Origin of the sequence: Enterobacter cloacae complex sp. SYL003, assembly GCF_049236925.1 — a bacterium.
GTDB lineage: Bacteria > Pseudomonadota > Gammaproteobacteria > Enterobacterales > Enterobacteriaceae > Enterobacter > Enterobacter intestinihominis.
This window is the reverse complement of the sequence record NZ_JBMKJK010000011.1, coordinates 134,481-158,207: the sequence shown is the minus strand read 5'-3', so window position 1 is coordinate 158,207 and position 23,727 is coordinate 134,481. Positions and strand designations below refer to the sequence as shown.

General features: G+C 52.9%; 19 protein-coding genes and 1 pseudogene. 16 read left to right on the top strand and 4 right to left on the bottom strand.

Translation table 11 applies throughout. The features are described from left to right. The first annotated feature begins 23 nt into the window (after positions 1 to 23). From ACOT1A_RS15620 to dbpA, 13 genes are all read left to right on the top strand, one after another. Positions 24 to 1,199, top strand: coding sequence for a hypothetical protein (locus ACOT1A_RS15620; RefSeq protein WP_276170418.1), 1,176 nt, complete (start codon positions 24 to 26; stop codon positions 1,197 to 1,199). After that, positions 1,162 to 4,617 (top strand): ImcF-related family protein, encoded by a 3,456-nt coding sequence (locus tag ACOT1A_RS15615; protein WP_311017562.1) that lies wholly within the window; start codon positions 1,162 to 1,164, stop codon positions 4,615 to 4,617. The genes ACOT1A_RS15620 and ACOT1A_RS15615 overlap by 38 nt, the downstream gene beginning before the upstream one ends. Then, on the top strand, positions 4,617 to 6,218 hold the full coding sequence (gene tssA, locus ACOT1A_RS15610; RefSeq protein WP_063147262.1) for a type VI secretion system protein TssA: 1,602 nt from the start codon (positions 4,617 to 4,619) through the stop codon (positions 6,216 to 6,218). The genes ACOT1A_RS15615 and tssA overlap by 1 nt, the downstream gene beginning before the upstream one ends. A 41-nt stretch (positions 6,219 to 6,259) precedes the next feature. Continuing rightward, a complete protein-coding gene (tssF, locus tag ACOT1A_RS15605) occupies positions 6,260 to 8,014 on the top strand; it encodes a type VI secretion system baseplate subunit TssF (RefSeq protein WP_058646472.1) in 1,755 nt (584 codons plus the stop codon). Then, positions 7,978 to 9,063 carry a type VI secretion system baseplate subunit TssG gene (gene tssG, locus ACOT1A_RS15600; protein WP_038416135.1) on the top strand — a complete coding sequence of 362 codons (1,086 nt, stop codon included), beginning with the start codon at positions 7,978 to 7,980 and terminating at the stop codon, positions 9,061 to 9,063. Before tssF ends, tssG begins: the two co-directional genes overlap by 37 nt. After that, on the top strand, positions 9,041 to 9,586 hold the full coding sequence (gene tssJ / locus ACOT1A_RS15595; protein ID WP_032624166.1) for a type VI secretion system lipoprotein TssJ: 546 nt from the start codon (positions 9,041 to 9,043) through the stop codon (positions 9,584 to 9,586). Before tssG ends, tssJ begins: the two co-directional genes overlap by 23 nt. Beyond that, positions 9,586 to 10,041, top strand: a complete 456-nt coding sequence (tssE, locus tag ACOT1A_RS15590) for a type VI secretion system baseplate subunit TssE (protein WP_022648267.1) — start codon at positions 9,586 to 9,588, stop codon at positions 10,039 to 10,041. Before tssJ ends, tssE begins: the two co-directional genes overlap by 1 nt. 23 nt (positions 10,042 to 10,064) lie before the next feature. Next, positions 10,065 to 11,396 (top strand): VasL domain-containing protein, encoded by a 1,332-nt coding sequence (locus ACOT1A_RS15585; protein ID WP_276170417.1) that lies wholly within the window; start codon positions 10,065 to 10,067, stop codon positions 11,394 to 11,396. 25 nt (positions 11,397 to 11,421) lie between these two features. Then, positions 11,422 to 11,910 (top strand): hypothetical protein, encoded by a 489-nt coding sequence (locus ACOT1A_RS15580; protein ID WP_276170416.1) that lies wholly within the window; start codon positions 11,422 to 11,424, stop codon positions 11,908 to 11,910. A gap of 313 nt (positions 11,911 to 12,223) precedes the next feature. Next, positions 12,224 to 13,354 carry a methyl-accepting chemotaxis protein gene (locus tag ACOT1A_RS15575; protein ID WP_022648264.1) on the top strand — a complete coding sequence of 377 codons (1,131 nt, stop codon included), beginning with the start codon at positions 12,224 to 12,226 and terminating at the stop codon, positions 13,352 to 13,354. A 90-nt stretch (positions 13,355 to 13,444) separates the two neighbouring features. Then, the gene (zntB, locus tag ACOT1A_RS15570) at positions 13,445 to 14,428 is read left to right on the top strand and encodes a zinc transporter ZntB (protein WP_045308186.1); all 984 of its coding nucleotides are present in this window, start codon (positions 13,445 to 13,447) and stop codon (positions 14,426 to 14,428) included. 281 nt (positions 14,429 to 14,709) lie between these two features. Continuing rightward, on the top strand, positions 14,710 to 14,856 hold the full coding sequence (locus tag ACOT1A_RS15565; RefSeq protein WP_369702450.1) for a hypothetical protein: 147 nt from the start codon (positions 14,710 to 14,712) through the stop codon (positions 14,854 to 14,856). A 57-nt stretch (positions 14,857 to 14,913) separates the two neighbouring features. Beyond that, positions 14,914 to 16,287: an ATP-dependent RNA helicase DbpA gene (dbpA, locus tag ACOT1A_RS15560; protein WP_126503951.1), complete on the top strand. Its 1,374-nt coding sequence runs from the start codon at positions 14,914 to 14,916 to the stop codon at positions 16,285 to 16,287. A 43-nt stretch (positions 16,288 to 16,330) separates the two neighbouring features. On the opposite strand, the gene ttcA is transcribed toward dbpA, so the two are convergent. Further along, positions 16,331 to 17,266 carry a tRNA 2-thiocytidine(32) synthetase TtcA gene (gene ttcA, locus ACOT1A_RS15555; protein ID WP_001186974.1) on the bottom strand — a complete coding sequence of 312 codons (936 nt, stop codon included), beginning with the start codon at positions 17,264 to 17,266 and terminating at the stop codon, positions 16,331 to 16,333. 48 nt (positions 17,267 to 17,314) lie between these two features. Beyond that, a pseudogene (locus ACOT1A_RS15550) lies at positions 17,315 to 17,500 on the bottom strand (site-specific integrase); the annotation flags it as partial. Positions 17,501 to 17,581: 81 nt separating this feature from the next. On the opposite strand from ACOT1A_RS15550, the gene ACOT1A_RS15545 reads away from it, so the two are divergent. The 3 genes from ACOT1A_RS15545 (at position 17,582) to ACOT1A_RS15535 (ending at position 18,541) form a co-directional block, all read left to right on the top strand. Next, the gene (locus tag ACOT1A_RS15545; RefSeq protein ID WP_265349206.1) at positions 17,582 to 17,713 is read left to right on the top strand and encodes a hypothetical protein; all 132 of its coding nucleotides are present in this window, start codon (positions 17,582 to 17,584) and stop codon (positions 17,711 to 17,713) included. A gap of 204 nt (positions 17,714 to 17,917) precedes the next feature. After that, positions 17,918 to 18,115, top strand: coding sequence for a hypothetical protein (locus ACOT1A_RS15540; protein WP_022648260.1), 198 nt, complete (start codon positions 17,918 to 17,920; stop codon positions 18,113 to 18,115). Positions 18,116 to 18,118: 3 nt separating this feature from the next. Beyond that, positions 18,119 to 18,541 (top strand): GFA family protein, encoded by a 423-nt coding sequence (locus ACOT1A_RS15535; protein WP_045308183.1) that lies wholly within the window; start codon positions 18,119 to 18,121, stop codon positions 18,539 to 18,541. 33 nt (positions 18,542 to 18,574) lie between these two features. On the opposite strand, the gene ompC is transcribed toward ACOT1A_RS15535, so the two are convergent. Then, positions 18,575 to 19,702, bottom strand: coding sequence for a porin OmpC (gene ompC, locus ACOT1A_RS15530; RefSeq protein WP_276170415.1), 1,128 nt, complete (start codon positions 19,700 to 19,702; stop codon positions 18,575 to 18,577). A 387-nt stretch (positions 19,703 to 20,089) separates the two neighbouring features. Continuing rightward, positions 20,090 to 23,614, bottom strand: a complete 3,525-nt coding sequence (gene nifJ / locus ACOT1A_RS15525) for a pyruvate:ferredoxin (flavodoxin) oxidoreductase (protein ID WP_276170156.1) — start codon at positions 23,612 to 23,614, stop codon at positions 20,090 to 20,092. Positions 23,615 to 23,727 lie beyond the last annotated feature (113 nt).

Genomic DNA, 23,727 nt, shown 5'->3' with positions numbered 1-23,727 from the left:
TGTTAACAATGATGGAGAATGATATGAATTGGCCTGTGCAAATAATCCCTCCAGTCGATAAAATTCCTGGAATTAAATGGAGTAAATGGTTTTTTTCTTTCATAAGTATTTTGTTGATTGTGGTGGTTAGTTGGGTTGGGGCTAAAATTATTTTGCCTGCTGAAGATGAAGAGCTTTTGAAATTGCTTACCCTGTTGTTTTTTTCGGTGCCCCTAGCTTTTTCTGTCATAATTTCCGTTAGAATCTATTACCATGGTTTGTGTTTGTCGGCATTCGAAGCAAGAGAGCGCGAAGCAGCATTGGTCAGGAAAGACTGGACTGAATGGGCAAGTAAAAAGTTTTATGTTTCCGCTTATAAACTATTTCTCCCTTCTGCAATATCGCAAACCGATATAGCAATGTCTCATTCGGTTGAAATATATAATAACCAGCGATTGAAACTACGGGGCCATAACGATGATTTATATACTGAAGAACAATTGATTTACGAACTGTTGTCGTCTGTCAGAGCAAGGCTGTTACGGTTGAGTGAATCATGTATATTTGATGTTATATTTACCTATGATAGTAATTATATTACTTTCTCAATATTTCAAGAGTGTTGGGCTGCGATCGGGTTTGATGAAAATTGCTTGCGTAATTATTACTGTTGGAGTAAAGCATTAGGACAGGGATTTGATACATTATCCAACATCTCAAAAAATCGGGTGTCAATAATAATATCTGCAAACATTGAAACTTTTGTAAAATACCCCCCTGACTCAACAGAGTTCGCTTCAATATTGCTGGTGACTCATCAAGGGCAACCACCTGAAAAAGACAATAATGGTGTGGCTTTGCGACCAATGGTATGCAACAAAAATCTCACCAAACAAGAGGTCATCCACATGATGACTTACCAGTCAGATATTCTTAAAACGACAAGAGTACTTTTTAGCAATATGAGTGCAGAGGAAGCTTCAGAAGTTTCGGGGATATTAAGACTCTCATCTTTATCTATGAATGTTGAATGGGAGTGTGAGATAATGCATTTAAATTTGATGCTGGGTAATTTAAATGAGCACCATTTTTGGTTGGTGTTTACTCTGGCACTTTTCATATCAGAAAAAAATAATGAGCCGGTTTTAATGGTCACTGGCGTTGGTGATGAATACCTTTTAAATGTCATTAAGCCATTTGATAATAGCAAGGAGCATTAAATTGAACACCTCGGCAAAATGGAGAGTGATTGGCCTTGTATCCTGTCTCATTATCTTTGGTGTGCTGACTTTTATAGGATGTTACTACTATGGGGATATCTTTGGATGGGTATCCTCAAAAGAAAAAGTGAGCCTTTGGTTCTTATGCATGTTTTTAATTTCTGTGTTCCTGATGTTGATGAACTTCGGTGTGTGGTTCCATCAAAAAGAGTATCGCTTTCAGCATATCGCGGGAGGGAAGTCCGTCACAGCTAATGTTCTTAATAACTATAAAAAGTCCAGTAAAAAGGATCCTGTAAAAGCTCATTTACGCCGACGCTATAGCTTCTTGTGGCAAAACAAGATCCGCCTGCTGTTGATCACCGGCGATGAAGCCGCGATTGAGCAACTGGTACCTGGCCTGCAACAGCAGCAGTGGCTTGAAGGCAACCGCACAGTGCTGATTTACGGTGGCAGCCTGGCATCGGAGCCTGACCGCGAAAAATACATCGCGCTGCGTAAACTGCGCCGCGGGCGTCCGCTGGACGGGATTGTCCGTGTACTGCCTGAGTCACTTAATCTGACCCCACAAATCAGTGACAACGATTTACGCGGCCTGGAAAAAATCAGCGAACTGCTGCGTTATTCCGCTCCGGTCTGGCTGTGGCAACTGTGCAGCAGTCACTGGTCGCAGGGTACGCGTCCTGAGCAGGCGGTAGGCGCAAGCTTTCCACCACGCGCAAAAGAAGATGATGTGATCCGCCAGCTGGAACTGATGCTGCTGGCCCTGCGGGCGCAGGGGATGAGTCAGGTCGCGGAAAACAGCAGCCACGACTTCCTGCTGCGCCTGAGCCAGCACCTGAACGACGGTGCTATTGCCCGCTGGGCTCAGCAGTTGCAGCCATGGTTCTTTGTTTCTCAGCAGCGCGTCCCGCTGCGTGGTCTGATGTTCAGCCTGTCGGAGAAGAAACCTGCCGGAATGTCAGCGGGAACAGCCGATGCTGAGAATTATGGATCACAGCGTCATGCCCTGACTCTGCCAGCAACCTGGCAGGGTATTGTTGACGACTGTACCCGCGTACGTGGCCGTCGTGTCGGTATGCCGTGGGAACGAGCGCTGGCCTGGGCACTGATGGCCATCATCAGTGTCTGGGGGGGAGGGATGCTGCTGTCGTTTGCGGTCAACCGGTCACAAATAGTTTCTGTTGCACAGCAGGCTCATGCTCTGGTTGAGCACCCTTCTGTATCGGATTACCAGCTGACGGCCCTGCATGCTTTGCGTAATGATGCCGGTCGCCTGCTGCACCATATTCAGGACGGCGCGCCATGGTATCAGCGCTTTGGTCTTAACCATGATCAGCAATTGCTTGACGCAATGCTGCCCTGGTACGGGGTGGCGAACAACCGTCTGATACGTGATCCGGCAAATGAAGCGCTTAAGCAGAAGCTCATTGCGCTGGTCAATTCGGCACCCAACAGCGACCAGCGGACACAGATGGCGAAACCGGGTTATGACCAGCTGAAAGCCTGGCTAATGATGTCCCGTCCGGATAAAGCTGATGGTGCATTCTACGCGCAAACCATGAAAACCGTGCAGCCGACGCGTTTAGGTATCTCAGCTGGCCTGTGGCAAAGCCTGTCACCGGATTTGTGGGCCTTCTACATCACCGAACTGCCAGCGCAGCCACAGTGGAAAATCACGCCGGATGCGCAACTGGTCAGCCAGAGCCGCCAGGTGTTGTTGCAGCAGATAGGACGGCGCAACGCGGAAAGTACGCTGTACGAGAACATGCTCAAATCCGTACGTCGTAACTTTGCCGATGTGTCTCTGGAGGACATGACTGGCGGTACCGATGCCCGTCGCCTGTTTACCACCGATGAGGTGGTGCCGGGCATGTTCACCCGTCAGGCCTGGGAGGGAGGGATTCAGCAGGCCATTGAGAAAGCGGCAAACTCCCGCCGCGATGAAATCGACTGGGTACTGAGCGACAGCCGGAAAACCGTTTCCTCAGACCTGTCGCCGGAAGCACTGAAAGCACGTCTGACGGAACGCTACTTCACCGACTTTGCCGGTAGCTGGCTGAGCTTCCTCAACAGCCTGCAACTTAATCCGGCAAACAATATTGCAGACGTCACTGACCAGCTGACGCTGATGAGTGATGTTCGCCAGTCACCGCTGATTGCCCTGATGAACACCCTCGCCTGGCAGGGGCAGGCCGGCCAGAAGAGTGAAGGCCTGTCGGACTCCATCATCAAATCGGCTAAAGACCTGGTAGGCGGGAAGGACAAACCGGTAATTGACCAGTCAGCCTCAGGCCCGCAGGGCCCACTGGATGAAACCTTTGGACCGTTGCTAACACTTATGGGTAAAAACAACGGCAGCAACGTTATGTCGGCTGACAATTCACTGAGCCTGCAAACGTATCTTACCCGTATCACCCGTGTGCGTCTGCGTCTGCAACAGGTCGCCAGCGCCTCTGACCCTCAGGAAATGATGCAGAGCCTGGCGCAGACCGTATTCCAGGGCAAAAGCGTGGACCTGACCGACACCCAGCAGTACGGCAGCCTGATTGCTGCAAGCCTGGGCGAAGAGTGGAGTGGTTTTGGCAGCACCATGTTTGTGCAGCCGCTGACCCAGGCCTGGGAAACTGTGCTTCAGCCATCGGCAGCGAGCCTGAATGATAAATGGAGTCGTTCCGTGGTGGCGAACTGGCATACGGCATTTGACGGACGTTTCCCATTTGCTGTCAGCATGAGTGATTCCTCTCTGCCAATGCTGGCTGAGTTTGTGCGTAAGGACAGCGGACGCATTGAGCGCTTCCTGACCACGGAACTCGGCGGTGTGCTGCACAAGGAGGGCAGCCAGTGGGTAACGGATAAAGTCAACAGCCAGGGACTGAACTTTAACCCAGCCTTCCTGCGGGCGATTAATCAGCTCAGCCAGCTGTCGGATATCTTATTTACCGACGGCAGTCAGGGCATCAGCTTTGAACTACAGGCGCGTCCGGTACCGCAGGTGGTAGAAACGCAACTGACTATTGATGGACAAAAGCTGCACTACTTCAACCAGATGGCAGACTGGCAGAGCTTCCGCTGGCCTGGTGACACCTACAAGCCCGGAACCATGCTGACATGGACCACCGTCAATGCGGGTGCACGTCTGTTTGGTGATTACAGCGGAACCTGGGGCTTTATTCGCTGGCTGGATGAGAGTAAACGAGAGCAGCTTGACCGCAGTCAGTGGATGATGAGTTTTACCGCGCCGGATGGTCGTACCCTACAGTGGGTACTGCGTTCACAACTGGGCAGTGGGCCGCTGGCGTTACTGGCACTGCGGGGCTTCACGCTGCCAGATCAAATATTTAGCGTAGATAGCGCGGCTATGGCGCAGGCGCTGATGACCAATACAGAAAACAGTGACATGGACGGAGTCGAATAATGGACGCTTTGCAGAATCTGGTTGTTGCCTGCCAGGCAGATGAAACCCTGCTGCGACAGCAGGCGCAGTCACATTCCGAAAGCTGGCAGCGCTGGCTTACCCCGATCAGTGAGAACAGTCCTACAGGAGAAGACCCGGGTTATGACGATGATTTCCAGCGTATCCGGGAGGAGGTCAATAAACTTTCCAGTATTGATACCGGGCTGATTTGCCAACTGGCTGAAAAGGTGTTGAACACTGTGGCCAAAGATGTCCGGGTTGCTACTTACTATTGTTGGGCGCGCTTGCACCAGGACGGTGAAACCGGGTTTGCTGAAGGGCTTGAGCTACTGGCGGGATTACTAACCCAATATGGAACACAGCTCCATCCTCAGCGTGAGCGAAGCCGTAAACCGGCGCTGGAGTGGCTCGCAGGCTCTCGTCTGCTTGACAGCCTGTTACTCTGGCCAGAAGTGGTACGCGACGATGCCCAGCGTACGACCGGAGCGTTGCTTCTCATCCGAGACAGTCTTGAAACTGAGCCTGAAGCGTCACGTCCAGATCTGAATGCCCTGTACAGCGCGCTGGGTTCCCGCCTGATGAAAGCCGGTGGCGTGGATGCGGTAATACCCCAGAACGCCAGCAGTAAAACACGCGCGCAGTGGGCATCTCACGCGGCAGAGCAGGACGCGCCAGTGCTGAGCCACATCACGTCAGGTCAGGATTTGCTGGCTCAGGCCCGAACCCTGACGGGATATCTACGTGAGCAACCCGATGGCTGGCTTGCCGCACACCGACTGATGAAAAGTCTGCGTCACGACACGCTGAGAGCGATCCCGGCACCGGATGCCGAAGGGAAAACGCGCATCGAACCGCCGCGGGCTGACCAGCGGGCAATGCTCAAACGGCTGTATTTGCAACAGAGCTGGCTGGAGATATTGGAACAAGCGGACAGTACTTTCTCGCGTGGCGCCAATCATCTCTGGCTGGATTTGCAGTGGTACATCCATCAGGCCCTGATTAAATCAGGCCAGGATGTGCTGGCCGATATCATTATCGCTGACCTGAAAGGGCTGCTGCGGCGCCTTCCCGGACTTGAAACGCTGGCCTTCAATGACGGCACACCCTTTGCTGATGAGGTCACGCTGAACTGGATACACCAGAACGTGCTGGACGAGATGTCCGGCTGGCGGGATGAGCCGGTCACTGCTGTCAGTGAGACGGACAACGATATTCTGGCCCTCGAGCCGGAAGCGCTGGAGAAAGCGGACACGGATGGTCTGGATGCCACACTCCACTGGCTGCAAACGCGCCCGGGCACCGACACCACAAAAGACAAATGGTTGGTGCGTCTGCTGATGGCACGTGTGGCGGAGCAGAAGGGTAAGAATGAACTGGCGCTGCATCTGCTGGGTGAGCTTGACGGTGCAGCACAGGCCATCACCCTCACTCAGTGGACGCCAGCGCTGTTGTTTGAAGTGAAATCGCGCCGCCTCAGGCTGCTGCGCATGAAAGCCGCCCGCAGCGAAACCGATAAGTCACGGCTTCAGCCAGAGATGGACCAGCTTCTGGCGGGCCTGATTGCGCTTGACCCGGCAGGCTGTGCGGTGCTTTGCGGGTAAAGCGACTGACATATCTTTAAAACACATTTATTCAGGTTCTTATGGATGATTTAACCCTGCGTTATTACGACGCTGAAATGCGCTACCTGCTGGAAGCCGGCGAAGAATTTGCCCGCGCTCACCCTGAGCAGGCTGCAATGCTCAATCTCGATAAGGCGGGCACGCGCGACCCGTACGTGGAGCGCCTGTTCGAGGGCTTTGCCTTCCTGATGGGCCGCCTGCGCGAGAAGCTTGACGACGATCTGCCGGAACTGACCGAAGGGCTGGTCAGCCTGTTGTGGCCGCATTACCTGCGCACCATTCCCTCGATGTCGGTGGTGGAGTTCACTCCTGTCTGGCGTGAGATGAAAGAACCGATGCGTATCGCCAGAGGTTTCGAGGTCAATTCGCGGCCGATCGGTGAAAAAGGCACGCGTTGTCGCTACACCACAACTAAAGAGATAACCCTTCAGCCACTGGCGTTGGAGCATGCCCGCCTGTCGACTGATCCTGACGGGCGCTCTGTCATCAGCCTGCGCTTCAGTTGTAGCCATCTTGCTGACTGGAGCCGTGTCGATCTCAGCCAGATCCCGTTCTATTTCAACGCTGACGCGCCGCTGGCCTGCGCCATGCATGAAGCCTTTACCATGAATACTGCGTGCCTGTGGCTACGCATGCCGGGTGACACGGACAGAAGGCCGATGGACGGGTATTTCACCGCACTGGGGTTTGGTGATGATGACAGGCTGTGGCCGAAGGGGGACAGCAGTTTCAGCGGTTACCAGTTGCTGCTGGAGTACTTCACCTTTCGCGAGAAATTCATGTTTACGGGGCTGCGCGGGCTGGAGAGCGTGGTCTTTCCGGCTGAGATCCCGTGGTTTGAAATCGACGTGGTGCTGGCGGAGCGCTGGGAGCATGACTTCAGCTTTACCGAAAAGCACCTGCGCCTGAATTGCGTGCCGGTCATTAACCTGTTCCCGCTGGAATCCGATCCGCTGACGCTCAATTCTCTGCAAACCGAATACATGCTGCGCCCGATGCGCGTGCAGGATGGCCATACCGAGATATATACCGTGGATTCGGTGATGTCATCGAGCCAGCACACCTACGTGCCGTTTTCGAGCTTCCGTCATAAGGGAGGAATGATGCGTCATGAAGCACCGGAATATTACTACCACACCCGCGTGCGCCGCGGTCCGTCCGGCCTGCATAACACCTGGCTCATTCTTGGCGGCGAAGCATTTGATAATCATACCGTCCCGGAAGACGAAAGCCTGTCGCTGACGCTCACCGGCACAAACGGTCAACTGCCACGACGTGCGCTGCAAAGCACCGTGCTTGATACGGTGATGAAAACCACTTCGGTCAGCATTGCCGTGCGCAACCTGTGCGCGCCGACGCTACCTTGTTACCCACCGGCGCAGGACCGTTTCCACTGGCGCGTGCTGAGTCACCTTGGCAGCGGATTTCTGTCGATGATGGATAATGCCGACGTGCTGCGCGGTACCCTGGCGCTGTATGAATGGACCGACAGTGAGATGAACCGTCGCCGCCTGGAAGCCATCATTGACGTGAAGCACAGTGAAACCGAACGCTTTGAGCAGGGCTATCTGGTGCGCGGCGTGCAGATTGAGGTGACCCTGGACAGCCATGGCTTTGCCGGGCGCGGTGACATCTGCCTGTTTGGCGAGATGCTGAGTCGTTTCTTTGCGCTCTACACCGACATTTATCTGTTTAACCGACTGATTATCATCCTGCAACCTACCGGAGAGCGCCTGGAATGGGAAGAGAAGCACAATCGCCGTATTCCCGGCTGAGCCCACGGTTGGAAGCCGACCTGCATCGTATGAACTTTTACCGTTTATGCCAGTTATTGGAGAAGCGTAACCCGGGCAGGCCGCTGATGGGCTCGACCAGTCACCCGGGGGATGATCCGGTACGCTTTGCCCCACATCCGGGGATGGGATTTCCGGCCAGTGAGATGAAAGCCGTGGAATATGATGAGGAGGATGACAGCCGGCCACCACTCATCCGCACGACCTTTATGGGAATGTACGGTGTCGACTCACCCTTGCCGACGGCGTATCTCGATGACATCGCTCAGCGTCGGGAAGGGCATGATGCACTACAGGGTTTTCTGGATATCTTCAGTCATCGCATTCTGACGCAGTTTTACCGTATCTGGCGTAAATACTCTTATCCTGCCACCTTTGAACCCGGTGGTACGGACAGCATCTCGCAGTCACTGCTGGGCCTGGTGGGGCTGGGTATTCCCGGCACAGCAGACCACATTGCCACACCGGTATCCCGTTTTCTGGCTTTGCTGGGTGTCCTACAGCAACCGGGCAAAACTCAGGAGGGGATGCAGGCGCTGGTGACTTTGCTGGCCCCGGAAACCACCGTTAAGGTTAGCCCGTACTGCCTGCGGCCGGTGGAAATTGGTCAGCCACTGGGCTTTTACGGTGATGACGATTTTCTGTTGGACGGCAACACACCACTGGGTGACGAAGCGATGGATGCGGGTAGCCAACTGCTGGTTGCGCTTAGGACGGATAATGAACAGGAGGCACAGGGCTGGAAGCCGGACGGTCTGCTGTATCAGGACTTTATGGTGATGCTTCGTGTCTGGCTCGGTTGGCGTTTTAAGGCAAAACTCACCCTGACCACCCGGACCCGACTTCTTGCCGTTCCGCCGCTTGGTGAAGGCCCTTTCTGGCTCGGGATGAACGGCGTGCTGGGGGCTGATGAGGGGGAGTTTACAGACGATATCCCACCGACCTTTACGACGGAACTGGGCTATTACACCGGCCTGAAGCCGGCAATATCACAACAAGGAAACCGACGTGTTACGTACAAGTTCAATTAAACACGCGAGCTTGCTGCCTGCTCTGCTGGCATTCAGCCTGACGGGGTGCGGGGTGACGCAGGGCATCACTGATGGCACCAAATCGGCATTTAACTCCGTGTTCTACAAAAAAATTAAGATGCTGCACCTGGATTTCACGGCGCGTGAAGCGTTAAACACCGATTCCCGCGAAAATAACTCACTCTCCGAGCCGGTGGTAGTCCGCGTCTATCAACTGAAAGACCGTAAAATCTTCGATAAAACGGTTTACCAGCAACTCCTGAAAGATGGCGAAACCATCCTGAAAGCCGACCTGCTGGCGACCCGAGATGTGGTCGTAAAACCGGGTGGTGATACAAATCTTGATATGCCAATGGAAGAAGAAACGCAGTTTGTCGCGGTAGTCGGCCTGTTTCGTCACCCGGACCTGGACAACAATACCTGGAAGCAGGTTCTAAAACGTGAAGATCTCGATCCGGATAAGCCGCGCATTCTGGAGGCCGGGAATAACCACCTGACGTTACAGCCATTGAAGGATGACTGATGCCAAAGGGACATAATACGCCATCGCTGTATGAAATGCTGAGCGGCAATTTCTCAGGTGGCCTGAACCTCAACCAGGTCAGCGAACAGAATCAGGTGATTTTATCAGTACTCGATAACATGCAGCGCATCCTCAACTGCCGCGCTGGTACGCTGGCTCACCTGCCAGACTACGGCCTGCCGGATATGACAAAAATCCTCCAGGGGATGCCCGGAACCGCCCATCAGCTGATCACCACACTGTCGGCCGTGTTGCTGAAATATGAGCCGCGCCTGAATCGAATTAACGTGGTGATGCAGGAACAGATTCAGGCCGGTGAGCTTCGCTACGCCATTGACGCGGAGCTGAAGGGGGTGGGGCTGGTGCGCTACGGCACGGAATTTATGCCCGAGGGCAGGGTATTAATCCGTCATCTGAAACAACAGCAATACCTCGATGCACGAGCCGCCATCTAGTTATTACTCAGGTTAAAACAGTTATGACAATAAATTCTGAACGCCAACTTAAAACCGGCGGGGATCCGCGCACGCTTGCGGATTATGCTGCCTTGCGCGAAGAAATGAACAAGCTCACCCATCCGGCACGCCCGGATGTGAACTGGCAACACGCGGAAACGCTCTGTCTGTCACTGTTCGGGCATAACGGTGTGGAGCTACAAACGGCTGCATGGTATACGCTCGCCCGTACGCATCTGGCCGGATTGTACGGTATGAATGAGGGGCTTGCGGTACTTGCTGCACTGGTAGCCCGCCAGTGGGGAAACCTCTGGCCACAGCCTGTCCATGCGCGAATCGAAATCCTCAGTGCACTCAGCAAGCGCCTGCAACAGGTAGTACGAACGCTATCGCTGACGTACGCTGACTTAGGGCAGCTGTATCAGTCTGAAGAGCATCTGAGCGCTTTGGGGGACGTCTTGCAGCGTATGGAACTCAAGCATGCTACTCAGCTTGATGCTCTGCGCACGATGATGCAGAACGCAGCAGTGCGTCTGGAAAACAGCGAAAATACGGACATGAGTCTGCACGGTGACGCATTGGGTGCTACGGAAATTCACCTCGTCGAACCGACTGAGCGTAGTAAATGGGTTTATGTGGTTGAGCCCGAGCCGGTGCTGAACGTTGGGGTGGTTAAAGAACCTCCGGTGTCGATGAAACCCTGGAAGCCATTTGCTGCTGGTATGTTGACCATGCTGGTGGCAGCCAGTGTCGTCGCAGGAGGATGGCAGATGTTGCATGCGCCAGATTCGGCACAAGCGCAGCTAGCCGCGGCTCTGGCTCCTCTACCTCAAGGGCTATCTACAGGGCAATTAGAGGTGCTGCAACAAACGTCACCATCACCGGAACCGGGGCTTGGCAGGACACAACAGCTGTTAGCGCAGCTTTTACAGTTGAAACCAGACTGGGCAGTGAGCTTCGGCGACCGTCTGGTGCAGCAGGCGCTGACGCTGTGGCCGGAAGAGGCCAAACCCCTGGCGCAGCATTGGCAGAAACAGATGAGTATAGCTGCGCTAGCAGATTTAGACCTGAATGGCTGGCATCAGGGTATGGCGCAGTTGCAGCAGTTGACGAACAAGCTGAACGCACTGGATGAACAGAAAGGGAAGTACATAACGGTGAGTGAACTGAAATCAGACGTGTTTGCCATGTCGCAGTCATTTAGCCAAACCCTACCGCTTGAGGAGCAGCTTCGTCTGCTTTCCACTTTACCTGCCGGGCAACCCCGGTCAGCAGCGCAGCAAAACAAGGTCGAACAACATCTTCAGCAGTTGATTGTTAGCTACGCCCTGCTGAAGCACAAAAAAGAACAATAAGACTGGCGAAAAACACGGAGTTAACATGTCAGTAAGAGAGCGTTTTTTTAAGAAAGTGCAGCAGAATAACGTAAATAAATCGATTCATATTAATTCGGCTGAAGCCGAAGTCAGGGTTTTTTGTCAGCGGATGGATGATCTTGCACAGCAAATTATTGTTTGGTTTGAGGGTTCTGGTATTGAAGTCCTGTTATCCCAAAAGCATATCACCGATTTGAGTACGGTCGGCTACAGCCTCAGTAGCAGTATATGTCGTTATGCCATCACGACTGTCATTCTGCGAAATGGAGATCGCAGCGTCAGCATTATGCCAGAACAGATCATCAGGGGATCAGAGAAGGGGTGTATGACAATGTGCATTAATGCCCCCGGCAGTATATCGGGGGAGAGGATATACCATTTAAGCATGGCGCCTGAAACAGGCTGGTATATTCGTCGCGGACATCAAAGTGTGAAAGAGAATGTTCTCATGACGGAGGACTATTTTTTCCAGTCAGTCGACTGTCTGGCCTGAACGTAAGCCAGCCTGGTGGGAGGTCACGGTAACGTAGTTGATATATATTAACTACGTTAACTTATTAAGCATGACTAAACAATGTTGCCCTACGGTACTCCTTCTTAAATAGGTAAGCGCTAATATTTAAGGGGGGGCGGTAACCAAACTACAAGCTGGATATTTACCGTATATCATGCTTTTTATCTGCCTTAAGCGAAACTGCTCAAATCAAACTGCAAAACAACAAACCAACGACGAACGTGAGGACAAAATACTGTGGCAATGCTATAAACCTTAGAGCCCACAAAAATATAAAGTCGTAGGAAAAACTATGCTAAGAAATATTAGTGTCAGAACCTTCATTGTCTATTTCCTTTTATGTGTGTTTTTGGTAAGTGATGGAGTTATAGCGCTATTTTCAGGGAGTTTTTCGCTTTTTATTGCAGTCATTATCGTACAATGTATCGCCTTAATTTTACTCTGGGCGTATATGACAAAATATCTTGTGACGCCGATCAATACTGTGAAAAAAAGTATTGAAGAGGTGACGTCAGGCAATCTCGGCGTGTCGATCCCTGAATTCGGCAACAACTGTGCGGGACGACTGATCCCGGGCATTAATAGTCTCTCCAGCAACATTGCAACGCTGGTCCGTGAGATCCGCGCCTCCTCGCAAACCGCGATGACCCTGTCAGATCAGCTTTCTTCACGCAGCGCGCAGCTTTCCGTTAAAACAGAACAGCAGTCAGCTTCGCTGGTGCAAACGGCAGCCAGCATGGAAGAGATGGCTGCAAGTACAAAAAATAATGCCGACAATACCCGTTTAGCCAGCGAACAGGCGAATATCGCGACGTTGCAGGCGCGTAAAGGCGGAGAGTTAATGGGGCAGGTCGCGAACAATATGCAATCAATTACCGACTGCGCCCAGCAAATGACAGAGATTATCTCGCTGATTGACGGTATCGCTTTTCAGACCAATATTCTGGCGCTTAACGCCGCCGTTGAAGCGGCAAGAGCGGGCGACCATGGAAAAGGATTTTCAGTGGTCGCTGGTGAGGTCAGAAGCCTGGCGCATCGTAGCGCCGAAGCGGCAAAAAATATTAAGTCATTGATTGAAGTCACCAGCCATAACGTGACGCAGGGCGTTAACGTAGTCTCTGAAGCTGAAAAAAACATGCACGACATCGTTACCGGCTCGGGCAACGTGAGCCGACTGATGGATGAAATTTCCGCCTCAACATCGGAACAAGAAAAAGGGATTTCACAAATCACGCTGGCATTGTCAGAGCTGGAACGCGTAACACAGAGCAATGTGTCGATGGTTGAAGAACTGAACGGTTCGTCAGATGTGTTGCGCAATCAGGTGATTGAACTTCAGACACGAACACGTAATTTCCGTCTGAAGAACGAGTACCAGGCTGATAATGCGTTAATAAGCCGCGAATGGGTGGTGAATTCCTGAGCATATTCAGGATGATGCCTCACATAATTATTGCTTAACCCTCGACGAAAGCTAGACTGACACCGAAAGAGATAAATCGGTGGAGGCGCTGTGGAGAGCATTAAAGGGTCTGAAGTTAACGTACCTGACGCGGTTTTTGCATGGGTACTTGATGGGCGCGGGGGCGCAAGGCCGCTTGAAGATCAGGATCACATCGACAACGAACACCCATGCTGGCTGCACCTCAACTACACGCACCCGGACAGCGCCGAGTGGCTCGCGTCCACGCCGCTATTGCCCAACAACGTTCGGGATGCGCTGGCGGGTGAAAGTCTCAGACCTCGCGTCAGCCGGATGGGTGAGGGGACGTTAATAACACTGCGTTGCATAAACGGCAGTACGGATGAGCGTCCGGATCAGCTGGTGGCAATGCGTGTCTACATGAATGAACGATTGATTGTTTCCACCCGTCAGCGAAAAGTGCTGGCGCTGGATGACGTCATTAACGATCTGAAAGAGGGCACGGGGCCTACGGATTGCGGAAGCTGGCTGGTGGATGTATGTGATGCGCTGACCGATCATGCCAGCGAGTTTATTGAAGAACTCCACGATAAAATCATCGATCTGGAAGACAACCTGCTCGATCAGCAAATTCCCCCACGTGGTTTTCTGGCGTTGTTGCGAAAACAGCTTATTGTTATGCGCCGCTATATGACCCCGCAGCGCGACGTCTATGCGAGACTGGCCAGCGAACGCATGAGCTGGATGAATGACGATCAGCGTCGCAGAATGCAGGATATTGCTGACCGGCTGGGACGTGGTCTGGACGAAATTGATTCGTGTATCGCCAGAACGGCGGTCATGGCGGATGAGATAGCACAGGTAATGCAGGAGTCATTAGCCAGGAGAACCTATACCATGTCGCTGATGGCGATGGTCTTTTTACCGAGTACGTTCTTAACCGGGTTGTTTGGCGTCAATCTTGGGGGGATCCCCGGCGGTGAATATCACTATGGCTTCACCACGTTTTGCATCATGTTAGTGGTTTTGATTGGGGGTGTTGCATGGTGGTTGCATCGTAGTAAATGGCTGTAAATTTACGCATTTTCTAATGCAGCGACTGCTTCAAAACGACATTTTAATTGAGCGAAGTCAATAAACTTAGACCATGTTAGGTGCAATATTACTCCCGCAGGTGAATGCAACGTCAAGCGATGGGCGTTGCGCTCCATATTGTCTTACTTCCTTTTTTTGAATTACTGCATAGCACAATTGATTCGTACGACGCCGACTTAATAGTCGGCTTTTTTTTGCCTCCTGTTTATCTGCGTCTACCCTTTAGGGGTAAGCACCCTAATCTGGAGGGAAAGATGAGTATGCTACTTGCCTTGCAACGCCTGAACACATGGCAGTCCGATCCGGTGCCCACCGATCCGACCCCAATTCCCGATCCCATCCCGCGTCCGCAGCCGATGCCGGATCCGCCACCGGACGAAGAACCGATTAAATTGTCGCATCGTTAGCGGAGATCTGCGAGGATACGCGCCATCTGACTGCAATCATTACCATGAGAGTATATTGTGACCGCTTTTTCCACGCTGAACGTTCTGCCTGAAGCCCAACTGACAAACCTGAATGAGTTGGGTTACCTCACTATGACCCCTGTCCAGGCCGCCGCGCTGCCAGCTATCCTTGAAGGCCGGGACGTGCGCGTGCAGGCGAAAACCGGTAGTGGAAAAACGGCTGCATTTGGACTCGGCCTGTTGCAGCATATTGATGCAACCCTGTTTCAGACCCAGTCCCTGATACTCTGCCCGACGCGCGAGCTGGCCGACCAGGTCGCGGGTGAGCTGCGTCGTCTGGCGCGTTTTTTGCCTAACACTAAAATTTTAACGCTCTGCGGCGGACAACCGTTCGGTGCGCAGCGCGATTCCCTTCAGCACGCGCCGCATATCATTGTGGCAACGCCGGGCCGTCTGCTCGATCACCTGCAAAAAGGCACCGTTTCACTCGATGCACTGCAAACGCTGGTGATGGATGAAGCTGACCGCATGCTGGATATGGGCTTCAGCGATGCGATTGACGAAGTGATCCGCTTTGCGCCAGCCACGCGTCAGACGCTGCTTTTTTCTGCCACCTGGCCAGAGGCGATTGCGGCGATCAGCGGGCGCGTGCAGAAGAACCCGCTGACCATTGAAATCGATACTGTCGATGCATTGCCAGCGATTGAGCAGCAGTTCTTCGAGACGTCGCAGCAGGGCAAAATTCCACTGCTGCAAAAATTGCTTAGCCAACACCAGCCAGCGTCCTGCGTGGTGTTCTGTAATACCAAAAAAGATTGTCAGGCGGTGTGCGATGCCCTGAACGATGCCGGACAGAGCGCATTATCGCTGCATGGCGATCTGGAGCAGCGCGAGCGCGATCAAACGCTGGTTCGTTTCGCAAACGGCAGCACTCGCGTGCTGGTTGCAACGGATGTGGCGGCTCGTGGCCTGGATATTAAATCGCTTGAACTGGTGGTGAATTTCGAACTGGCATGGGATCCGGAAGTGCATGTCCACCGCATCGGGCGTACCGCGCGTGCGGGTAACAGCGGTCTCGCCATCAGCTTCTGCGCGCCTGAAGAGGCGCAGCGCGCTAATATTCTTGCGGAAATGCTGCAACTGAAACTCAACTGGGTGAATGCCCCCGGTAATATCAGCATCGCTCCGCTGGCGGCGGAAATGGCCACCCTGTGCATCGACGGCGGAAAAAAAGCCAAAATGCGTCCCGGTGACGTTCTGGGGGCGTTAACAGGGGATATCGGTCTCGACGGGGCAGATATTGGCAAGATCACGGTCCATCCTGCACATGTCTACGTAGCAGTTCGCCAGTCGGTTGCGCATAAGGCCTGGAAACAGTTGCAGGGCGGGAAGATTAAAGGGAAAACCTGCCGTGTTCGGCTGCTGAAGTAAGGGAAAAAAGCGTCTCAGAAGCACTGTCTGAGACGCAGTCAGGTTATTTCACTTCCACCACGTTCAGGCGCAGTTCATCGAATTGCGCATCCTCTTCCTCTGGCTGCCAGCCAGCAGGCTGCATCGGGATCTCTTCGCGGTCAAACGCCAGATCCCCGCCATTCACTACCTCTGAACCGTGGTTAATCCCTTTGAAATCGAACAGTTCAACATCGGCGAGGTGCGAAGGCACCACGTTCTGCATGGCGCTGAACATGGTTTCGATGCGGCCCGGATAGCGTTTATCCCAGTCACGCAGCATGTCGCCAATGACCTGACGTTGCAGGTTCGGCTGTGAGCCGCACAGATTGCACGGAATGATAGGGAAGGCTTTGGCCTGAGAGAAACGCTCAATGTCTTTCTCGCGACAGTAGGCGAGTGGGCGGATCACGATGTGTTTGCCGTCGTCACTCATCAGCTTCGGTGGCATTCCCTTCATTTTGCCGCCGTAAAACATATTCAAAAACAGCGTTTGCAGAATGTCGTCCCGGTGATGACCCAGCGCAATCTTGGTGGCGCCCAGTTCGGTTGCGGTGCGGTACAGAATGCCGCGACGCAAACGTGAGCAAAGCGAGCAGGTCGTTTTGCCCTCAGGGATCTTCTCTTTTACAATGCCGTAGGTATTCTCTTCTACGATTTTGTACTCAACGCCCAGGTTCTCAAGGTACTCCGGCAGGATATGCTCCGGGAATCCTGGCTGTTTCTGATCGAGGTTAACCGCGACCAGGGAAAAGTTCACCGGTGCGCTTTGCTGTAGATTGCGCAGGATCTCCAGCATGGTGTAGCTGTCTTTACCGCCCGACAGGCAGACCATGATGCGATCGCCTTCTTCAATCATGTTGAAGTCTGCAATGGCTTCGCCAACGTTACGGCGCAGTCGCTTTTGCAGTTTATTCAGGTTGTACTGTTCTTTCTTGTTAATCTCTTGATTTTGTTGCATCTATTCGTTACTCAGATCTCAAATGGGGCACAGGGTGAGAAAACGATTTCAAAGCGTCAGCTTCGTGTTCATCTCTTCTATCCATGTAGCATAGATTTCATACACCATCTGCGCATTTATGTGCCCCATCTGGTTAGCGATAAAAGACGGGTTTGCGGCTACCGGTAAAAACCAGCATGCGAAAGTGTGTCGTGTATGGTACGGATTGCAGCGCCGAATGCCAGCACGATTTACAAATGAGCCCCTCAAAGAAGTTTGGTTAAGACTAACGGGTTGTCTACACTTACAGCTTACGCAGTAAAAACGGAGGTGAAAATGACTGACCGACCCGTTAATGGTTACCATCCTGATTATAATCCCAGCCCGGATAACCCGGAAAAGGATGGAAGAAAACCGAAAGATGATCCTGGCTCAGCGCCTGAATCAGGCGATAAAGATCCAGAGTAATGACCAGCCGCCTTTACGAAGGCGGTTTTAAAACCCATTACGGCCTCGCTATGCGCAACGCTATTCACGATATTCCGATACCCGCTCAGAACCCCCTGTTTTGCCGGACGAGAAGGTGAGATAAAGCACCGATCTCATCCCCGCGTTCCAGCACGTTTTACAGTTCTCCTGCTACGCTTTTGAGGGGGACAAGGGAGCGCTTCTATGAAAAATAAAGACGAACAGACAGGATTAGTTGGGCTGGCGATTGGTGCCGCCGTTATCGGGCTGGTTTCAGCGCAGAAGATCATCAACCGTGAAAGTATTGTCGATGAGCTGGTGAGGCTCGGCAGGCAGAAGGGGGATGGTGTCGAAGATGAGGTCTTTTTGAAAGCGGCTGAGTTAGTGAGAAAAGGGGTATAAGCGATGGCTGAAATTCGTCATGCACAGTGTCATTGTGGGGCGGTGAAATTTACTGTTGAGCTGACGGACGGCCTGAATACCGCACGGCGATGTAGCTGCTCGTTTTGCAGGATGCGCGGGGCAGTAGTGGTTTCCGCGCCGTTGACGGGTATTAAGGTGACGCAGGGCGCGGACACGCTCACAGAGTACCGTTTCAACACCGGCACTGCGCGCCATTTCTTCTGCTCGGTTTGCGGTATTTATACGTTCCATCAACGACGTTCCAATCCCAATGAATATGGTGTGAATGTCGCCTGTCTGGAGAATGTTACGCCATTCGACTTCCCGGAAGTGGCGGTAATGGATGGAGTAAATCACCCTATGGATGGCGACAGCGGGGTAATTGGCTATCTCTCTTTTCGCAAAGAACAGGCGAAACAGAGATAAAATTAGCCCGCAGATCGCTGCGGGCTAACGGGATTAGAACTGGTAAACCAGACCTAACGCTACGATGTCATCCATACCGATGCCATTGTTTTTGTAGAATGAATCATCTTCATCCAGCAGGTTGATTTTATAATCAACATAGGTGGACATGTTTTTGTTGAAATAGTAGGTAGCACCGACGTCAGCGTATTTCACCAGGTCTTTATCGTCCTGACCATTGCCCAGATCTTTACCTTTGGACTGTAAATAGGAAACAGCCGGGCGCAGACCGAAATCGAACTGATATTGTGCGGTCACTTCAAAGTTCTGGGTTTTATTTGCAACCGCATCTGCATTGTCGCCGTACGGCGTCATATTACGGGTTTCGGAATACATTGCAGCCAGGTAAATGTTGTTGGCATCGTATTTGAGGCCTGCGGTCCATGCATCCGCAGTATCACCTCCCGCAGTAGTGTAATTTACCTGATCGTTAGTACGGTCAGATGAAGCATATGCCGCGCCTGCGCTGAAGCCCATGCCGAAATCATAGGTTGCGGAGATACCGTAACCGTCACCATTTTCATGACGTGTATCACGACCGTTGTTGGTCCCTTCATTGGTAGAGCAGAAATTCTCATCGCAGTTATTACCTTCATTATTACCCTGATACTGCACCGCGAAGTTCAGACCCTGCACCAGACCAAAGAAGTCGGTGTTACGGTAGGTCGCCACGCCGTTTGCACGACCGGTCATAAAGTTATCGGCATAAGTATAAGAGTCGCCACCAAATTCTGGCAGCATATCGGTCCAGCCTTCTACGTCGTACAGGACGCCATAGTTACGGCCGTAATCGAAGGATCCGTAGTCGCCCACCTTCACACCCGCGAAGGCCAGACGCGTCCAGGACTGATTGTCAGAGCCTTCGGTGTTGTTTGCCTGAATGTTGTATTCCCACTGCGCGTAACCGGTCATCATGTCGTTGATTTGGGTTTCACCTTTGAAACCCAGGCGCATATAGGTTTGGTCGCCATCTTTTGACGCATCGTCAGAGAAATAATGCAGACCATCTACTTTGCCATACAGATCCAGTTTATTGCCGTCTTTATTATAAATTTCAGCTGCGTGAGCGGCTCCAGCCATTAACAAAGCGGGGATCATCAGTGCCAGTACTTTTCTTTGCATTTTGATTATTCCTTTGCAGTTATTTTTTTATTGCTTAGTGAACTTTCCGGGATGGAAAGCTGTCCCATGCTAAATCACACAGAGGGTTGATGAATAAAATATAATTGTTACGGGTTGAGTAAAATCTAAAGCAAATGATGCGTTTGAAATAACAATTGATGCCGTGAATTAATCGTTATAATCGATACAAAATAAAAATTATTAATTAAGTGGTAAAGAAGGTATTCTCCATGGCGTTATATGCCTTTAAGATTTTTTCATCCATAATTCACGTGAATATTGTTCAGAACGTTGAGGCAATTTTCACCGAACATTTGGATTAGCCCGGTGCACGTGCATCGGGCTTTTTTATGGCAAAAAAATGCCCGGGCAAGCCGGGCATAACGGTTATTCGCTGGTTGATTTTTCCGCTTTCCCCGCCAGCTGTGCAAGGAAGTCATAACGCTTCTGAAGATCCGCTGCCGCGTCCCTCCATAGCTGCTCTGCTACTTCTGGTTGTTGAGCGTTCAGCCTGCGGAAACGCTGCTCCTGAAGTAAGGTTTCGGCAAGGGCGTCTGAAGGCGGACGGGAATCCAGCGCCAGCGGTAATTTTCCTTCATCGGCACGGCGCGGGTCAAAGCGGTACAGCGGCCAGAAGCCGGTTGCGGTAAGCTGACGCATCTGGTCGTGGCTAAGCGCCAGATCGTAGCCATGCTCCTCACACGGGCTGTAGGCGATGATCAGCGACGGGCCAGGATACGCTTCCGCTTCCTGAATGGCTTTCACCGTCTGGTTAAGCTGCGCGCCCAGCGAAATCTGCGCGACGTAGACGTGTCCATACATCATCATGCTGACGCCCAAATCTTTACGCGCCTTACGTTTGCCATGCTCACCAAATTTCGTGACCGCACCCAGTGGCGTTGCTTTCGAGGCCTGTCCGCCGGTGTTGGAATAACACTGAGTATCAAGCACCAGAATGTTAACGTTTTCGGTGAGGCTCAGGACGTGATCAAGACCACCGAAACCAATATCGTAGGCCCATCCGTCGCCACCGATCAGCCAGATAGATTTTTCAACCAGCGCGTCAGCATCGGTCAGCAGTTGTTCAGCCCCTTCAACACCCTGAAGCGCGTGGCGCAGTTCAGCAACCTGTGCGCGACGAACGTCAGGCGTGGCCTCCGCATGCAGGGCGTCATTCAGCTCTGCCGGGATTTTATCGGCAAACTGTTCCAGCAGACGCATTACGCGGGCGCGGTGCTGATCGACCGTCAGGCGGAATCCCAGACCAAATTCTGCGTTATCCTCAAATAGCGAGTTTGCCCAAGCCGGGCCGCGGCCATACGCGTCGGTGGTATAAGGCGTGGACGGCAAGTTCCCCCCATAGATTGACGAGCAGCCTGTCGCGTTGGCAATCAGCATCCGGTCGCCGTAAAGCTGGGTAAGCAGTTTGATGTACGGCGTTTCACCGCATCCGGAACACGCCCCGGAGTACTCGAAGAGGGGGGTGATGAGCTGCGAGGTACGAATGTCAATGCGTTCCAGCTTGTTGCGATCGATTTCGGGCAGGTCGAGGAAGAAGTCATAATTCACTTTCTCTTCTTCAACATGTTCCAGACGCGACATCATATTAATGGCTTTGATTGAGGGATCCTGACGATCTTTCGCCGGGCACACCTCGACGCACAGGTTACAGCCGGTACAGTCCTCTGGTGCCACCTGAAGAACATATTTCTGGCCACGCATATCACGGGATTTTACATCCAGCGAGTGCAGACTTTCCGGTGCGTCCGCCATCGCTTCTGGCGACACCACTTTGGCGCGAATGGCCGAGTGCGGGCAGGCCGCCACGCAGTGGTTGCACTGGGTGCACAGCTCTTCTTTCCAGATAGGGATCGCTTCGGCAATGTTGCGTTTTTCCCAGCGGGTCGTGCCCATCGGCCAGGTGCCATCAGGCGGAAGCGCAGAGACGGGAAGAGTGTCGCCCAACCCGGCAAGCATCGCCGCCGTAACGGTTTTGACGAAATCCGGGGCAGCGTCAGACACCACTGGCGGCCGGTTCGGGCTGCTGGTATTGACTGGCTGCAACAGCACCTCGAACAGCGACTCGCGGGCCAGCGCCAGCGCCTGCCAGTTGCGCTCAACCAGCTCCTGACCTTTGCTGCTGTAGCTTTTGGCTATCGCCCCCTGGAGCTCCATCAGCGCACTGTCGCCCGGCAGAATATTGGTCAGGTGGAAGAACGCCATCTGCATAACCGTATTGATACGCGCGGCCAGGCCGCACTCGCGGGCGATCTTCGCGGCGTTAATGACATACAGGCGCGCCTGTTTCTGGTTTAGCACCGCCTGGACTTCCTGGGGCAGTCGTGCCCAGACCTCATCGGCGCTATACGGGGTGTTGATCAGGAAAATACCGCCGGGCTTCAGGCGCTCGGCCATCTGGTATTTATCGATAAACTGGAGCTGATGACAGCCAACAAAATCCGCCTGAGAAATCAGGTATGCCGAGCGGATTGGATGTTCGCTGACGCGCAGGTGCGAGACGGTCAGTCCGCCCGCTTTTTTGGAATCGTAAACGAAATACCCTTGCGCATACCACGGCGTGGAGTTACCGATAATTTTGATGTTGTTCTTGGTTGCCGAGACGCTGCCGTCGCTGCCCAGACCGTAGAACAGCGCTTCCAGTTTCGCATTCGAGGGCAGGGTGTTTTCCGGCAAAGGGAGAGAAAGGTTAGTCACGTCATCATAAATGCCGACCGTAAAGCGCGGCTTCGGTTTTGCCTCGCGCAGTTCAGCAAATACGGCCAGGACGCACTCCGGCCCGAACTCTTTGGAAGACAAACCATAACGCCCGCCAATGACGCGCGGCAGCGTTTCGCGTTCACCGTGATTAAACGCCTCAGCCAGAGCGGTCATTACATCAAGGTAAAGGGGTTCAGCCTGCGCGCCAGGCTCTTTGGTGCGGTCAAGTACCGCCACGGCACGTGCGCTTTCCGGCAGGGCTGCGAGCAGATGTTTCGCAGAGAATGGACGGTAGAGGCGAACTTTTAGTACGCCAACTTTTTCACCACGCGTAAGAAGCTCATCGACCACCTCTTCGCAGGTGCCGATGGCGGAGCCCATCAGGACGATCACGCGCTCGGCCTGCGGATGACCGTAATATTCAAATGGCTTATATGCGCGACCCGTCGCAGCGGCAAAATCGTCCATCGCCTGTTCGACGTGCTCATATACCGCGTTGTACCACGGGTTTGTCGCCTCGCGGGACTGGAAATAGGTATCCGGGTTGGCAGAGGTACCCCGGATCACCGGATGTTCCGGATTGAGGGCCCGAGCGCGATGGGCATCAATGTCTGCCTGCGGCAGCAGGTTCAGTATGGTGTCATCCGGCAGCGGAACGATTTTATTGATCTCGTGGGACGTACGGAAACCATCGAAGAAATGAATAAATGGCACACGGCTTTTCAGCGTGGCGATATGCGAAATCAGCGCGAAATCCTGTGCTTCCTGCACGCTGCTGGCGCAGAGCATAGCGCAGCCGGTCTGACGCACGGCCATCACGTCTGAGTGGTCGCCAAAAATAGAGAGAGCGTGAGTGGCTACGGTGCGTGCGGCAACGTGCAACACAAACGGCGTTAATTGCCCTGCCAGCTTGTAAAGCGTGGGGATCATCAACAGCAGCCCCTGAGATGACGTGAACGAGGTCGACAGGGCACCGGTCTGCAACGCACCATGCACGGTGGCAATGGCACCGGCTTCGGACTGCATCTCTACAACCCGCGGGACATCGCCCCAGACGTTTTTTATCCCATTACCAGCCCAGGCGTCAGCCTGTTCAGCCATGGTGGAGCTGGGCGTGATGGGGTAGATGGCGATAACTTCGCTGGTGCGAAACGCAACAGACGCGACTGCACCATTGCCGTCAATAGTTTGCATAGGACAACACCCTTACATTGCGCAAAAAGAGGGGCCTGTAAAACGACGACAGACCCTGAATATTATCTGTGTATTTTAGCAAAGCTCAGGTTTTACGATTTTCGCTTTTGTGT